The sequence below is a fragment of the Pseudonocardia cypriaca genome (genome assembly GCF_006717045.1).
GTDB classification, from domain to species: domain Bacteria; phylum Actinomycetota; class Actinomycetes; order Mycobacteriales; family Pseudonocardiaceae; genus Pseudonocardia; species Pseudonocardia cypriaca.
Genome location: NZ_VFPH01000003.1, coordinates 828,351 through 843,396 on the forward strand (window position 1 = coordinate 828,351; position 15,046 = coordinate 843,396).

General features: G+C 72.7%; 9 protein-coding genes and 1 tRNA gene. 3 read left to right on the forward strand and 7 right to left on the reverse strand.

What is annotated here, in order from left to right:
* Nucleotides 1–1,004: 1,004 nt before the first annotated feature.
* Entirely contained in the window at nucleotides 1,005–3,725 is a 2,721-nt protein-coding gene (locus tag FB388_RS35655; protein ID WP_142107071.1) for a hypothetical protein, read from the forward strand.
* 721 nt (nucleotides 3,726–4,446) lie between these two features.
* On the opposite strand, the gene FB388_RS35660 is transcribed toward FB388_RS35655, so the two are convergent.
* Nucleotides 4,447–5,385 carry a GlxA family transcriptional regulator gene (locus FB388_RS35660; protein ID WP_170225989.1) on the reverse strand — a complete coding sequence of 313 codons (939 nt, stop codon included), beginning with the start codon at nucleotides 5,383–5,385 and terminating at the stop codon, nucleotides 4,447–4,449.
* A gap of 310 nt (nucleotides 5,386–5,695) precedes the next feature.
* Nucleotides 5,696–5,772: transfer RNA gene (locus FB388_RS35665), tRNA-Thr, on the reverse strand.
* A 115-nt stretch (nucleotides 5,773–5,887) separates the two neighbouring features.
* On the opposite strand from FB388_RS35665, the gene FB388_RS35670 reads away from it, so the two are divergent.
* Complete coding sequence (locus FB388_RS35670) at nucleotides 5,888–6,592, forward strand: class I SAM-dependent methyltransferase (RefSeq protein WP_142107073.1); 705 nt, start codon at nucleotides 5,888–5,890, stop codon at nucleotides 6,590–6,592.
* Here FB388_RS35670 and FB388_RS35675 read toward each other — a convergent pair.
* Entirely contained in the window at nucleotides 6,580–7,707 is a 1,128-nt protein-coding gene (locus FB388_RS35675; RefSeq protein ID WP_142107074.1) for an epoxide hydrolase family protein, read from the reverse strand. The two genes, FB388_RS35670 and FB388_RS35675, sit on opposite strands and share 13 nt — an antisense overlap.
* A 55-nt stretch (nucleotides 7,708–7,762) precedes the next feature.
* Here FB388_RS35675 and FB388_RS35680 point away from each other — a divergent pair, with 55 nt between their 5' ends.
* Nucleotides 7,763–8,722: a helix-turn-helix transcriptional regulator gene (locus tag FB388_RS35680; protein ID WP_142107075.1), complete on the forward strand. Its 960-nt coding sequence runs from the start codon at nucleotides 7,763–7,765 to the stop codon at nucleotides 8,720–8,722.
* Here FB388_RS35680 and FB388_RS35685 read toward each other — a convergent pair.
* The 4 genes from FB388_RS35685 to FB388_RS35700 all read right to left on the reverse strand — a co-directional run bounded on the left by FB388_RS35685 (nucleotide 8,695) and on the right by FB388_RS35700 (nucleotide 14,958).
* On the reverse strand, nucleotides 8,695–8,898 hold the full coding sequence (locus FB388_RS35685; RefSeq protein WP_142107076.1) for a hypothetical protein: 204 nt from the start codon (nucleotides 8,896–8,898) through the stop codon (nucleotides 8,695–8,697). The genes FB388_RS35680 and FB388_RS35685 overlap by 28 nt on opposite strands.
* A gap of 95 nt (nucleotides 8,899–8,993) precedes the next feature.
* Nucleotides 8,994–11,759, reverse strand: coding sequence for an ATP-binding protein (locus FB388_RS35690; protein ID WP_142107077.1), 2,766 nt, complete (start codon nucleotides 11,757–11,759; stop codon nucleotides 8,994–8,996).
* A gap of 32 nt (nucleotides 11,760–11,791) precedes the next feature.
* A complete protein-coding gene (locus FB388_RS35695; protein WP_142107078.1) occupies nucleotides 11,792–12,943 on the reverse strand; it encodes a DNA polymerase III subunit delta' in 1,152 nt (383 codons plus the stop codon).
* Nucleotides 12,940–14,958, reverse strand: coding sequence for a bifunctional MFS transporter/dTMP kinase (locus FB388_RS35700; protein WP_142107079.1), 2,019 nt, complete (start codon nucleotides 14,956–14,958; stop codon nucleotides 12,940–12,942). Before FB388_RS35700 ends, FB388_RS35695 begins: the two co-directional genes overlap by 4 nt.
* Nucleotides 14,959–15,046 lie beyond the last annotated feature (88 nt).

Below are 15,046 nucleotides of genomic sequence, written 5' to 3' on the forward strand. Positions count from 1 at the left end.
CCGCCGTCGAGCCGGGTCTCGCCTGCTGCCTCGCAGGACCCGCCCCGGGCGACGCAGCTGGCCGCCGCATTGCTCTGCCGCACCGTGCCGGACGGCTTCTCGGACGCCCCGCCGCTCGTGACGGCGGTGCCCCGGCCGGTGCAGCCCGCCCCGCAGTCGACCTCGACCGCGGCGTCGGCGTCGGCGCCGGCCTCGGCCCCGCTCCCCGCCGCGCACGCCCCGCCGGAGACGGTGCATCCGGCCTTGCCGCTGCTGGTCGCCTCCGCCGTCACGGCCTCGGCGGTCGTGACCCGGGCAGCAGTGTCCTTGTCGGCGGCGCCGGCCGTCTCGGGACCCGCCTCGCTCGTCGTGCCTGCCTCATGGGCGTCGCCGGTGGTGCTGGCCGCTCCGGTGCAGCCGCTCTCACACCGGACCTCGGCGTCGGCGACGACCGTCTCGCCGTCCTCGCCCAGGTCCACGGCACTGGAGGTGCGGCAGCCGCCGCTGCCCTCGCAGCGGGCCGCTCCGCCGCCTTCCGCACGCACCTTCACGTCGGTCATGCTGACGGCGCGCACGTCCCGATCCTGGGAGCCGTTGTCGGAGGCCGAGCCCTTGCTGCGACTGTCGCAGCTGCCACCCGCGGTCTCACAGGAGGCCTCGGCCCCGTCGCGGTCGGCAGCGGTCGTCACACCGCACTTGCCGCTGCACGATGCCGACGCCGCCGTCTTGCGCTCCGAGCCCGGGGAGGGCGCACCTGTGTCCCTGGTCGGTCCTCCGGACCCGCTCCGACACGAGCCGCCGTCCGATTCACAGTCCGCGCTCGCTCGTTCGCGGGTCGCCGTGCTCGACTGCGAGCACCCGCGCGCGCTCCCGTCGCATCTGGCGGACGCGCTGGTGACCTCACCATCGGCGCCGCGACTGGTCGCGCTGCTCCCGCAACCGGAGTCGTCACACGATGCCTCCGCCTTCGACCCCCCGGACGAAGACGACGCCCCGCAGCTCGACACCCCGGACAGGCACAGCCGTTGCTCCGAGTCCCGCTCACCATCCGCCGACTCACTCGCCGACCCGCAGCCGACGAACGCCCCATCGGAGTCGCAGCCGGCGGACGCGCCCTCACCGTCGAGGTCGTCCTCGGACACCGTCCGCACCTCGCGGTCGGTGGCCTCCATCAACTCCTCGGTGGCCTCGTATACGTCGTCCCGCCGCTCCTCGAAGTCGGCGACGTTCTCCTCGTGCGTGTCGCGGTCGACCGCGCCCGAAGCGACGCTCCTCTCCTCGGCCGCCAGCTCCTTCTCCCGCTGGGACAGCTCGCGGTGGCCGTCGACGACCTCGTCGACCAGCTCGACCTCGTCGTCCGAGGCCTCCTCGCGGTTCTCCGCGGCCCGCTTCTCCAGCTCCGCGTGCTCGGCGGCCTTCTTGTCGTAGTCGGCCTTCGTGGACTTGCCCGCGGCGAGCTTCTTCCCCTCCTCGGCGAGCTCTTCCTCGCTCTTGTCGACCTCGATCCGGTCCTCGAGCACCCGCTCGGTCCGCTCGGCCGAATCGTCGTCGTCCCGATCGTCGTCGGCGTCCTCGTCATCCGCCTCCCGGCGCTCCGCCGGCGGGTCGCGAGCGCTCAGGAGGGAGACCGCCTGCAGCTCCGAGCCGGAGGCCGCGCACTCCTCGCCGCCGCCGCACGTCTCCTCGTGGTCGTCGGTGAGCCCGGCGGTGTCCGCCAACGGCTGGACGCGCTCGTCCTCGCCGGTGCGGTCCCGATCTGCGCCCGCGGACTCCTCACGCGTGGTGTCGACGATCCTGCGGACGTCGTCCTCGGACATCTCGGACCGGTCCGCGGCCGAGCGCACGGCGTCGTCCACGAGTTCCCGCGCGCCGGCACTGTCACGGTCCTCGGAGTCGTCGCCGTCCTCGCGAGCCCGGTCCGCCAGCTCGCTCACCCGATCGACGGCATCAGCGACCAGACGAACCACGTCACGCTCCGCCGACTCCTCGTCCTCCCGGCGCGTGGGCGCGTCGTCCTCGTCCCCCTCGTCGGACTCCGCCTCCCGGACGGCCTCGCGCACGCGATCCTCGATCGCGGACCGCAACCGCTTCTCGCCCGAGTCGTCGGCGCGCTCGCCGCCGACGGACTTCCGCGATCCGTCGCGGAGCCGACGCTTCTCCTCGTTGCCGTCGCGGGAGCCGCTCTCGTCCCGTGCTGCTCCGGCGTCGATGTCCACGACGGACACGTCATCGTCGTCCGCACGATCGGACTCCTCACGATCACGCCGTTCGGTCACCCGGTCGCTGATCCGCGCCAGCGCCTCCTCGACCCCGCGCCCCGCACGGGCCTTCTCGGCAGCCCGGCCGCTCCTCGTGTCGTCGTCGGCGGCCTTCCGGACGGACACGTCATCGTCGTCGTCCGCGCCGGTTTGCTCACCGTTCACCGCGTCCGAGTCGTCGCCGGCCCGATCGTCGTCGTCGGCGCGTTCGGTGTCGGCGGCACGGCCGTCCTGGCCGTCGTCGCCGGCGCGGGGGCGCGGGCTCCGACTCACGTTCCGGGCGGAGTCGTCCGCAGATTTGGCGACGGTGTCATCGCCGTCCCGCCCCTTGTCCTGATCGGTCCGCTCCCCGTCCTCGTTGCTCTCGGCGTCGCGCTTTTCGGGGCGTTCCTGTGCGTTCTGCCGCCGCGGCTGATCGTCCTTGTTCTCGCGCCGGATCTCGGACCGTTCTTCGTTCTCACCATCGCGACGGCCGTCGCGCGAGTCGTCCTCGCGAGCGCCGGCGCCCTCGGACCGGCCCTCGCCATCCTTCTTGCCGGACTCACGCTCCTCCGACTCCGCGTCCTTCTCCGACGCTTTCTTCCGGGAGTGCTCCTTCTCGGACTTCTTCTCGTTCGAGTCCTCGTCGGAGTTCTTCTTCTGCGAGTCCTTCTTCTGGGAGTCCTTCTTCTCGGACTTCTTCCGGTCCGAGTCCTCCTCGTCGGACTCCTTCTCCTTCGACGCCTTCTTCTCCGACGCCTTCTTCTCCGACGACTTCTTCTCCGACGACTTCTTCTCCGACGACTTCTTCTCCGACGACTTCTCGTCCGAGTCCTTCTCGTCGGACTTCTTCTCGTCCGAGTCCTTCTTCTCCGACTTCTTCCCGGAGTCGCTCTCCTTCTTCTCGCTGTCCTTGCCAGAAGAGTCGGAGTCGCCGTCCGAGGAGCCCGAGCCGGAATCGGAGTCACCGTCGCCTCCACCGGCGGGCCTGATGCCACCTCCCTTCACCAGGCCCTGCTGAGCGATCACCGCCGGAACGGTCACCGCGGCGGCGGCCGGAGTCGCGGCGAGGAATGCCGCACCCAGCCACAGCACCACGACGGCTCCGGCCAACCCGAGAGTCCAGCGGAACGCGCCCCAGAGCCGGTCCCGCCACGAGAACCGCAGCCGCACCACGACGCCGGCGCACACGGGGAGGCCCGAGGCCTCACCGTCGTGTGCGGACTGGCGCCACATGCCGGACCTACTTCCTGGATCGGAGGTTCCGCGGGGTTCGCGGGAGATGGATCGCGATCAGATCGCGGAGAGCAGAAGAAAGCAGGAACCCGAACGTTCCTGTGTCGCGGCCGGAAACGGCGCGACAGCGGGCCTCGCTCGTTGCGACTGAGTCGAGCAACGAGACAACCGGCCTCAGAGGCCCCTCGACCGCGGGACATCAACGGTCGACGGAAACCCGTACTTCCGGCCTGCGACACCGCGGTGGCTGGAACCCGTGTGCGTTGCGACTGAGTCTGCAACGCTGGCCCAACACCCTGCTGAGCAGGTGGAAGTGACGCCGAGGCTACCGCCGGCCCTGTGGCCCCGGAAGGCAGAATCTGGACAGCCATCGCCGGGTTCCCGACATCACGGACCGGCGACCGACGGTCCCCGCAGCCGGCCGGATCGGCCGCCGACCGGTTGAAGTGCGTGCGAAGACCACGCCAGCCGATCCGAGGGGATACGACCGATCGCGACAGATGCCCGGCACGCGCCCGCGCCACGCGGGCGACGCGTTGGATGCGATTCAGCGATGCTTCGTCGCCGTACCGACCTTCGATCAATCACCGCATGCCGGAATCTTCCGAATGAGCCGTACCGGATGCCGCCACCCGATGCCCGAGGTGTGTACACCGTGTCCTGCCGGGCGAACCAACCGCGTCCGTGCCCACGACCGCGACGGCGGGGCCCCGCCCGCCCGGATTCCTGCACGAATCCCGGGTCGTCACCCCGCGGTCCGACATTCCTCGCGAGCCGCTCCCGGCTTCTCCGGGGAGATGTGCGCACAATGCCAGGCCGGCCAGGTCACCCCGGCGTATCCGTCCTCGCGGTCGCGGAATCAGACCGTGAATGTCACCTCATCGCCGTACGCCCGAGGACCTCCGGAGATCAGAATCGGCTGGGTCCGGCGGCGACCCGATCGGCGATACTTGTGACCGCGCGTTCCCTGATGAGGATCGGCTGAAGCTGGGCCCTACTCGACAGGGCTCGAAACGTCGTGTGGCCGGGCTCGCCTGCGGCGGCGGTACGCCTGCGGAGACAGACCCGTTGATTTCGCGAACTGCAGGCGGAAGTTGCTCGTGCTGCCGAAGCCGGTCAGCCGGGCGATTCGCTCGACCGGCTCGGAGGTCGTTTCGAGGAGGTGCCGGGCGCGCTGCAGTCGCTGGGTGCGCAGCCACTGCGTCGGGGTCGTGCCGAACGCCGCCGCGAATCGTCGGGCGAGCGTTCGTGCGCTCACCCGCGCGGCCCGCGCCATGTCGGCGAGGGTGAGCGGCTTGTCCAGGCGTGCGGTTGCCCATTCGAGGAGTTCGGCGAGGTCGTCGACGTGGACGCGACCGTCGCTCGTGGCCGCGCCGTGATCCTGTCGCACGAGCCCGACGCACATTTCGACGGTCGAGGCGCCCCCTGCGCACGTGCTGATGCCGTCATCGGCCGAGATCGGCGCGGAGGCGTCGACGTGGACCTGCGGGAACTTCTGCCGCAGGTCGTCGGCGAGATCGAGGCGAGTGGTCGCACTGCGCCCGTCGAGCAATCCCGCCGCGGCGAGGACGAAGGTGCCGGAGCCGATTGCGCTGATCCGAGCCCTGCGGGCGGCCGCGGCATGGAGGGCGCGCGTGAGAGCGGGCGGCAGATCGTGTGGACGGTCCGGGCCACCCGGGACGATGACCGTGTCGGCCGCAGCGAGATCGTCCAGAGGGTGTGGTGCCTCGACCGAGAAGCCGGACCCGAGCTCGATCCGGCCCGGCTCGATCGCGCAGATGCGCACCTCGTAGCGCCCGCGGGCCCGTCCCGTTGTGAACACGTCGGTGGGCGTCGCCAGCTCGACGAGCGATGTGGTCGGCGTCGCCAGGATCGCCACCACGTGCCGGGCACCGGCCGGCGGGCGTTGCCGAGTGTGTTCTTCCCCCAGCACGGACCGACTGTGCGGGACGTGATCAACTGCTGCCAGGCCATCCCCCGGCCAGCTACCGGCCATCGGATGCGGGGCTCGGAGCGTGTCACATACGCGATCTGCGCGGAGCCTGCGCGTACCCGGCGACGCATTGAACGCTCGGCATGAAACGGCATGCGTGGAGCGCAGGAGCGCGAGCTCCGACAGCGCCGTCCGAACGTCGCCGTTCTTGTCGGTGGCTGTGTGACCCTGATGCCCAGGCCTTGAAGCCAGGATAAGCGTGTGTTGGGTCCACCTGAAGTCATCAAGACCCTCTTGCGAGGCCCTGCTGTGGAGCCGCCTTGGGGAGTCGAACCCCAGACCTACGCATTACGAGTGCGTCGCTCTAACCGACTGAGCTAAGGCGGCGGGTGGTGCGCGGCCCAGTGTAGCGACCGGCTTCCGGCGCCCTGTCGCCCGGCCCGGTGACCCGCTGACCGGCGGATACAGTGGCGGGCCGGTACCGAGCGCTGGAGGCCGTCCGTTGGAGAAGATCGACCTGGCGTACGTCGCCGCGCTGTACCGCGAGTACGCGGGCGATCTGGCGGCGGTGGGGAAGCAGCAGCGGGAGTACGCGGAGTCGATGGGCTCGCGGATGACCCCGCAGCTCGACGACCTCGAGGCGGAGATCACCTACCTGCTGCTGCGGGCCACCCGGCCCGCGGTCGTGGTGGAGCTGGGCACGTTCCACGGCTGGTCGACGTCGTGGATCCTGAGCGCGCTGCGCGACAACGGGTCGGGGGCGCTGCACAGCTTCGACCGGATCGACAACGTCGTTCATAACGTGCCGCCGGAGCTGGCCGACGGGCGCTGGACGTTCGTGCAGGGCGCCATCGAGGACACTCTGGACCGGGTGCCGGCCGACACCGGCTACCTCTTCGTCGACGCCGCGCACAGCAGCCGGTTCGCCCGCTGGTACCTGGAGCACCTGTTCCCGCGGGTCCCGTCCGGCGTCCCCGTGAGCGTGCACGACGTCTACCACTTCCGCACCACGCTCCCACTGCACGAGGGCAGGGTCGTGGTGCGCTGGCTGGACGGGCGGGGAGTACCGTTCTTCACCCCGTCACGCGCGAAGGCCCGGGGCGTCTACGAGACGCTCACCGGGCTGCGCGAGGAGCTGGGGTTGTCGCCGGTACGCGGGCCCGGCGACAACCCCATGATCTTCTTCCGGATGCCTCAGGCGCGGTAGAAGGCGCGGATCTCCTCCGCCAGGTCCTGCGGCACCTCCATCGCCGCGAAGTGGCCGCCGCGCGGCCGCTCGGTCCACGACACGATGTTGGTGTTGTCCCGCTCGGCGAACGGCCGGATCGACTTGAAGTCGTCGGCGAACACCGTGACGCCGATCGGGCCGTGGTTGACGACGGGCTGGGCGTTCCGCTCGGCGTGGTGGTAGCGCACCGCCGTCGCGGAGGTGTTCGTGAGCCAGTAGAGCGTCACCTGCATCAGCACCTGGTCCCGGCTGACCAGGCTCGTGCCGTTGCCGAAGTTCTCGAACAGCTCGTTGTAGGCGAGCTGGCCGACCGGCGAGTCGGAGAGCGCCGCGGCGATCGTCTGCGGACGGGAGGCGTTCATCAGCGCGTAGCCGTTGACGGTCTGGAACCAGCCCGCGAACTCCAGGGCCGCGTAGTCGGCAGGCGTCATCTTCTCGAACTCCGCGGGGTCGCCGGACGGGAACGAGAAGAGCTGCAGCACGTGGGCGCCCAGGAACCCGGGCGGGTTCAGGATCGCGAGCTCGCGCGAGACCATCGCTCCGCCGTCGCTCCCGTGCGCGGCGTAGGAGTCGTAGCCGAGCCCGCGCATCAGCTTGTCCCAGGTACGGGCCACCCGGGCCATCGTCCACTCGCCCTCGGCCAGCGGGGTGCTGAAGCCGAAGCCGGGGATCGAGGGGATCACCACGTGGAAGGCGTCCTCGGGGCGACCGCCGTGCGCCTCGGGGTCGGTGAGCGGGCCGATCACGTCGAGGAAGTCGGCGAAGGAGCCCGGGTAGGTGTGGGTGAGGACGATCGGGGTCGCGTCCTCGACGGCCGAGCGCACGTGCACGAAGTGGACGGTCTGGCCGTCGACCTCGGTGAGGAAGTGCGGGAACTCGTTCATCCGCTTCTCCTGCGCCCGCCAGTCGAACGCCGAGCGCCAGTGCTCGACCGTCTCGCGCAGGTAGGCGACCGGCGTGCCGTACGTCCAGTCGTCGCCCGGGGCCGCCTCCGGGAAGCGGGTGATCTCGAGGCGGTGCTGCAGGGCGTCGAGGTCGGCCTGGGGGATCGCAACCTCGAAGGAGCGGGTGGAGAGCGTCTCGGTGTTCGTCATGTTGGCTACGCTATCGGCAGTACCGGCACGGTTCGTTCCTGTACTCGGAGGAGTTGTGCGAGAAACTTCCGGCCGCCTGCTGGCCCTGCTCGGGCTGCTCCAGACGCCTCGCACGTGGCCGGCCGCGGACCTGGCCGCGCGGCTCGGCGTGGGCGAACGGACCGTCCGCAAAGACGTCGAGCGGCTGAAAGCGCTCGACTACCCCATCGACACCTTCCGCGGGCCGCGCGGCGGGTACCGGCTCGGCCACCAGGGCAAGCTCCCGCCGTTGCTGCTCGACGACGACGAGGCCGTCGCGATCGCCGTGGGCCTGCAGGCGGTCACCGCGGTGCGCGGCATCGAGGAGTCGAGCGCGCTGGCACTGGCGAAGCTGGAGCACGTGCTGCCGTCCCGGCTGCGCCGCCGGGTCAGGGCCCTGCACGACAGCACGTCGACCGGTCCGGCGGACACCGCGACGAACGTGGCCGCCCCGCCCGTCGACCCCGCGCTGCTCACCGAGCTGGCGGTGGCGGTGCGCGACAGCACCGGCATCCGGTTCGTGTACCGCGATGACGAGCACGTGGAGGCGGAGCCGTACCGGCTGGTGAGCTGGCAGCAGCGGTGGTACGTGGTGGCGCGGGAGCGGCGCACGCGCGAGTGGCGCACCTACCGCGCCGACTGGCTGCGGCTCAAGGTGCCCGGCGGTGCCCGGTTCACTCCCGACCCGCTCCCGGGTGGGGACTACACCGCGTTCGTGCTGCGTGAGGTCGCGTTCACCGGCTGGGCGGTGCACGCGCGGATCGAGGTGGACGCGCCCGCCGAGGAGGTGCTCGCCCGCATCAACCCGACCGTCGGGGTGGTGGAGACCGTCGACGAGCACCGCAGCGTGCTCGTCACCGGCGGTGACAGTCTTGAGATGGTGGCCGTGTGGATCGGGATGCTCGGGCTCGGCTTCCACGTCACGGAGCCTCCCGAGCTGGTCGACCACGTTCGGACGCTCGCCGCTCGCTACGCGGGCGCCCTGCCGACCCGCTGAGCTCCGCCGCGCGGCCGCAGGAAATGGAGCCAGCCGCGACGGGCGGCGGGCCGAGTGCCTGTGGCCGGCGCGGCGAGCCGGGCCGTGCGGGCGAGCCGGTAGGCGTCCGCCTCGGCCTGCAAGGTGCGGCGGTGGTCGGCGGCGAGGTCAGCGGCGGTGTGGAGCTGGTTCAGCATGCATCAGACGATCGTCCGCCGCCGCCTCCGCAACATCCGTGCGAACCACGGAGCCGCCACTGATTCCGGGTCCGTGCGTGGCACGTAGGCCCCGCTCAGGGCACGATGGCGCCCATCTCGGCCAGCACCGCCGCACCCCGCTCCCGGTGGGCCCCACCTGCGAGGACGAGACTGCGGGCCCACTGGTAGCGGCAGCCCGCGGCGTCTAGCGCCTCGGCAGCGGCCACGATGCCGGCCCGATCGCCGGTGGCGAGCGCTGCCGCCCGCTCGACCAGAGCAGCCGTGACCGCGTTCTCGGCCGTGGTGGCCCGGACGGACTCGATGCGCTCGGCGGCGTCCGGCTCTCCCGCGAGCACGCCCGCCTCGGCCCAGGCGGCGGCGTACCAGGGCCGCCAGATGCTCTGGTACCAGCGCCTCAGCTCGTGCGGCGGGATCCTCAGGCACTCCACGGCCTCGCGCGCACGGCCCAGGTGCAGCAGCATGAACGACTCGAAGAACGCGCTGGAGTGCTGGTCGTGGTTCTGGCGGGCGGTGGGCACGAGCGCGGTGAAGATCCGCATCCACTCGAGGCGGGCAGCGGTGTCGCCGCGCATGCCGTGGACCATGGCCATCGCCCGCGCGGCACGCCGCAGCGTGGGCACGCGGGGGCTCCCGGCCCGCTCCCAGCCCTCGCGGAACCGGTCGCCCGCGGCGAGCGCCCGCTGCCAGTCGCCCTCCAGCGCGCACACCACGATCAACCGGGCCACCGCGACGTGGGCGTCCTCGCGGTGCAGCGGGAGGTCGCGGATCCGCTCCGCGAGCCTGCGCGCCTCGGCGAGGTCGCCCGCCGCGATCGCCGACTCGACGGCCATGACGTGGGCGTCGGACAGCTCGAACCCGATGCACGGGTCGAGCACCTGCGGCGTGAGCAGCTCGATGCGGTGGAGCGCACTCGCCAGGGCGGCCCGGCCCTCTCCGCGGGAGAGCTGGATCGTGGTGAGCCGGTCGAGCGAGGAGCTCTCGGCCATCACGTCGCCCGACCGGCGCGCGGCCGCCAGTGCGGCTGCGACGACATCGGCGCTCGTCTCGTCGGTCTCCGGGATCGCGAACGCCTCCGCCGCCCCGAGACGGGCCCGCGTGACCAGGTCGTCGCCTGCCAGGCGCCACGCCTCGTCGAGCAGCTCGCGGGGCACGAGCTCGTGGGGGCGGCCGGTGATGGTGCCGGCCGCCCGGTTCCACAGCTCGGCGGCCCGCGCGAGGTTGCGGGCCGCCGCCGCGGTGTCGCCGGAGCGGAGGCAGAGGTCGGCTGCCTCCCGGTGCAGCCGGAGCGCATCGTCTCCGGCGAGCCTGTTGGCCGCCACCCCGGCCGCGAGGTGGAGGGCGTCCGCTGCGCGCCGGTCGTCGGGCGCCAGCGCGGCCGCCTGCTCGAAACGCCACTGCGCCTCGCTCGCGATTCCGCGCCGGTGGCACAGCGTGGCGAGCAGCATCTTGCCCTCGTGGGCGTCCTTCGAGCCGCTGGCGACCGCCCAGCCGAGGCCGGCCCGCAGCTCGTCGGCGAGCCGGTCGAACCGGGCCCGCCAGCGCGGGTTGTCGACCACCTCGTCGGCGAGCAGCTCCACTCCCGCGGCCCACGCCCAGCTCAGGTGCCGGGAGCGGCACTCAGCCAGCTCCCCCTCGTCCTCCAGCAGCTCCACGCCGTACTGGCGCACGGTCTCCAGCGCCCGGTAGCGCGTGCCGTCGGCCGCCGAGACGGGCACCAGGAGGCTGTGGTCGGCGAGCGCAGCCAGGTGGGCGGCGACCTCGCGCGCCCTCATCCCCGCGACCGCCGCCGCGCTCTCCGCGCGGAAGGGTCCCGCGAACACCGCGACCCGGCGCAGCACCTCCCCGGCCTGCGGGTCGAGCAGGGCGTAGCTCCAGTCGAGCGTGGAGCGGAGGGACCGGTGCCTGCTGTCGACGCGCCGGGCGCCGGTGAGCAGCTGCAGCCGGTCGGCGAGGCCGGCCTCCAGCCCGTCGACGCCGAGGGCGGGCAGCCGCGCCGCCGCCAGCTCGATCGCCAACGGCACCCCGTCGAGACCACGGCAGATGCGGGCGATGCGCCGCCGCTCCTCCGGGCCGAGCACCACACCGGCCGCCGCGGCCCGCTCCTCGAAGAGCGCCACCGCCTCCCCCGCGTCGGCGCCGACCGCGAGCCCCTCCACCGGGAACACCCGCTCGAACGGCAGCAGCAGCCGGGCCCGGCTCGTGGTGAGCACCGTGACCTGCGGGGCGTGGGCGAGCAGCCGCTCCACGAGATCGGCGACGGCGTCGAGGAGGTGCTCGCAGTTGTCCAGCAGCAGCAACGCGCGCCTGCCGGCGGCCCACTCGAGCACGGTCTGCTGCCGGGTGCGGCCCTGCTGCTCGTCGAGGCCGAGTGCTGCCGCGATCGTGGACGCGATCATCGAGGCGTCGGTGACCGGGACGAGGTCGACGTACCAGACGCCGTCGGTGAACCGGTCGGTGACGTCGGCCGCGACGGCGAGCGCGAGCCGCGTCTTCCCCACCCCACCGGGCCCGACCGCGCTGACCAGCCGCTGCCCGTCGAGTGCTGCCGCCAGCTCCGCGCGTTCCCGGACCCGCCCCACGAACGACGTGAGCGCGGGCGGGAGGGCCGCAGGCACCCGCCGGGGCGCGACGGGGGCTCCGGAGCGCTCACCTGCGATCAGCGTGAGCGCCCTGCGGTCCTCCGCGCCGAGCTTGCGCAGCAGCGACGAGACGTGGCTCTCGACGGTGCGGACGGAGATGAACAGCCGGGCGGCGATCTCGGCGTTGCTCAGGTGCTCACCGACGGCGGCCAGCACCTCGGCCTCGCGCGCCGAGATGACCGTGTCCGCCGGGTGCCCCACTCGGATGATTCTGCCGGACGGCGACGACACTCTCAGCCGCGTTGCAGCACCGTCATCATCGCCTCGACCGCGATCTCCGGCTTCACGTTCTGGTCGAGCGCGGAGCGGCAGGCGAGCACGGCCTCCAGCCGGCGCAGCACCGACTCGGGGGACCAGTCGGTTGCGGCCCGGCGCACGTCGGCGTCGCGGTCGGGATGGGTGAGCGGAACCCCGGCCCCGCTGCCCACCACGAGCGCGTCCCGGAGGAATCCGGCCAGGTCGACGAGGGCCCGGTCGAGCGCATCCCGCTGGGTGCGCGTGTTGCGCGACTTCTGCTGGCGTTCCAGGTCGCGCTCCGCCGCCTTCGCCCCGCGCGCGGCCGCCGCGGCGCCCTTGCCGGTGCCCCCGGCGCCCATCGCGACGGCGAGCTCCTCGCGCTCGACGGCGTCGCGGCTCTCGCTGAGCTCGGTGGCCTCCGCCTTGGCGTCGCGCACCAGGTCGGCGGCGTAGGAGAACGCGTCACCGAGGTTGCGCACCCGCAGCGGCAGCCCCAGCACCAGCTCGCGGTGAGCGCGGGCGGCGGGGTCGCGAGCGAGCCGGCGCGCCCGCCCGACGTGCCCGCCGGCGACGGACGCCGCCCAGCTCGCCGTCTCCGGGTCGATCCCGTCCCTGCGGACCAGCACGTCGGCGATGGCAGGCGCCGACGGCGTGCGCAGCGGGACCGGCCGGCACCGCGACCGGATGGTGACGGCGACGTCCTCCGGGTGGTCCGACGGCGCGCAGAGCAGGAAGATCGTCTGCTCCGGTGGCTCCTCGATCGACTTGAGCAGCGCGTTGGCGGCGTTCTCGGTGAGCCGGTCGGCGTCGGTGATGACCAGGATCTGGTACCGGCCGGTAGCGGGGCGGCGCGCGGCGGACTGCACGAGCAGGCGCATCGACCGAACCGAGATCGACAGGCCTTCCGGCACCACTTCCCGCACGTCGGAGTGGGTGCCCGCCAGAACCGTGTGGCAGGAGGCGCACTGCCCGCACCCGTGCAGCGGGCACTGCAGCGCAGCCGCGAACGCGCGGGCCGCCACGGACCGTCCCGAACCGGGCGGCCCGGTGAACAGCCACGCGTGGGTCATCGCCGCGGGGTCGGACGCCGCTGCGGAGAGCTCGGCGACGGCGGCGGGCTGCCCCACCACCTCGTCCCAGACGGTCACCACGCCACCGCCGGGTCCCCGGAGCGGGTGGGCGGCTCCGGGAGCATCGCCGCCAGCCCGGAGAAGACCCGGTCCGCCACCTCGTCGGGCGAGCCGTCGGGGTCGACCACCACGTAGCGGTGCGGCTCGGCAGCCGCCATTCGGGTGAGCAGCCGCTGCACGCGGACGTGCTCCTCACCCGCAAGGCCACCCACCTGCGGTGCGGACTCCACAGGTGCGCGGTCGAGCAGCACCGACACGTCGGGGCGCAGCCGGCCGGTGGCCCATGCCGCGAGGCTCTCCAGCTCCCGCGGGTCGAGCTGGGGCTGGGCGCCGTCGGACGACGCGCGGTCGGCCGCCACCCCGAACTGCACCAGCGGGCTCAGCAGGAACCTGTCGACGACCACCACCGCCCCCTCGGCCAGCGCAGGCCGGATCACGCGTTCCACCTGGTCGGCCTGCACGGCGGCAGCCGCGAGCGCATGCGCCCGCTCGCCGGAGAGCGCCGCCTCCCGCGTGGCGGCCGTCCACCGCTCCCGGTCGCGCTCCCCGCCATCGGGTTCGACCACCAGGTAGCCGGCCGCACGCAGCCGCTGCGCGAGCCGGGCCGCCTGCTCGGTGGTCTCCTCGGCGGGGGCGCCTTCCACGGCGATCAGCACGCCTGCGCCGTGGCGCGGCTCGCCCCGGCGCAGGGCGGCCAGCAGGTCGGGGAGGATCGGCTCGGTGCGTCGGTCGTCCATCTGCCGGTACGCGAGCATCCCGACGACCGCGGCCACGCCACCGCCCGCCAGCATCACGACACGGGTGCCGTCGACCAGGATCGGGTAGCCGAACAAGTCGACCTGGCGGGCGCTCACGAGGCCGACGATCACCGGTACCAGCGCCATCGAGCCGAGCAGCGTGAGCCGCACGATCGACTGCACGAACGCGACGATCCGGCCGCGGACCTCGTCGGCGACCTGCGATCCGATGATCGTGAGACCGGTGAGGAAGGCGATGCCGGCGAAACCGCCGACCAGCATTACCGCCCCGATCGCCACGAACAGGTGCGGCGCGATCGACACCAGCACCAGCGCCAGGCCGGCCGCGACGATCGCCGCGCCGAACAGGCGGTTGTGCGGGATGCGGCGGGCCATCCGCGGCGCAGCGCCCATCCCGAAGGCCAGCCCGACGAACACCGACGCGAACAGCACGCCGTAGGCGGCGTTGCCGCCTCCGAGGCTGGCCGCGTAGAGGGTGGCCGAGCCGACCACTGTGCCGCCCGCGGCGAACGCGCCGACGATGCCGATGACCAGCCCGCGGACCAGCGGCGTGCGCACCACGAACGACGCGCCGTCGCGGAGCATCGCGACCAAGCTCGGGCCGGCCGCCCTGCGCTCCGTGGGGCGCCCCGAGATCTCCGGGATCCGGAACCAGACCGTGAGCGCGATGACGAGGTACGCGGCCCCGCTCATGACGAGCGTGACGAACACGGTCGGCAGCGCCGAACCGCTGCCGCCGACGACCCCGCCCACCCGGGTGACCACGGCGAACAGGCTCGCCGCGGTGATCACGCCGACGCCGTAGGTCATCACGAGGTTGAGCTGGTTGGCCGTCTCGACCTGGTCGGGCCTGCGCAGCAGGTTCGGCACCGACGCGTCCTTGGCCGGGATCCAGAACAGGGCGCAGATCTCGATCAGGAACGTGGCGACGAACAGCCACCACAGGGACCCGACGAGGGGGATCGACACGAAGAGCGCGAACCGGAGCAGGTCGCAGACCACCATCACGCGGCGGCGGTCGAACTTGTCGGCCAGCGCCCCCGCGAGCGGCCCGAGCACCAGCGCCGGGAACAGCTTGGTGGCCACCACGCCGCCGAGCGCGAAGCTCTGCGCCGTGTAGCCGCTGGTGAGCTGGGTGGCGAGCGCGGAGAGCGCGAGCAGGCTCATCCAGTCGCAGACACCCGCCACCGAGGTGACGAGCCACAGCCTGCGGAACGCCGGGATGGCGAGCACGCTGCGGACGCGCTGGGAGGTGGACGCCGACAGCTGCGGCACCCCCACCGCGGGGTGGGGCGGAGCGGACTCGGTGGCGATCGCTCCTCACCTCCTCCCGCGCTTGCCGCTGTCGTCGGCCAGGGTAGCC